We start from the raw sequence: 341 nt of genomic DNA, 5'->3' as shown, positions 1-341 counted from the left end.
GATCAGTGTGGGGTTGTGACTGGGGTAGGAGAGGCGAAGCTGCGAGCGATGACTGGCTTGAGCACGGTTGCGCTCAAGCATCAGGTGAAGCGGTTAGTCAGCTTGGGCTTCATCCGTGTTCATGTGCCGGGTGTATCCAATGGCTTCTTTGTTGGGGCCAAGGTCCCCAGTACCTACTACCTGAACCTCGACCATCCGCAATTGGGTGAGCACCGCCCTCGTCGTGCCGTACTGGTTTATGCAGAAGCTGGACCGTCCCGCTACGCAAGGCTGACCAGTGGGCTGTCTCCTGATGTTGCAGGGGCTCTCCTCGCTTTGGGGCCTTTCGCGCTGGATGTGCT

1 protein-coding gene is annotated in these 341 nt (G+C 58.9%); it reads left to right on the top strand.

Features of this window, described 5'->3' with window-relative positions; all coding sequences use genetic code 11:
- The coding region (locus QWI17_RS19420) for a hypothetical protein (protein ID WP_302724188.1) at positions 1 to 341 on the top strand (341 nt) is incomplete at both ends.

It is taken from the genome of Gilvimarinus gilvus (genome assembly GCF_030518155.1).
Taxonomy (GTDB): domain Bacteria; phylum Pseudomonadota; class Gammaproteobacteria; order Pseudomonadales; family Cellvibrionaceae; genus Gilvimarinus; species Gilvimarinus gilvus.
This window is presented reverse-complemented; position numbering and strand designations above follow the sequence as displayed.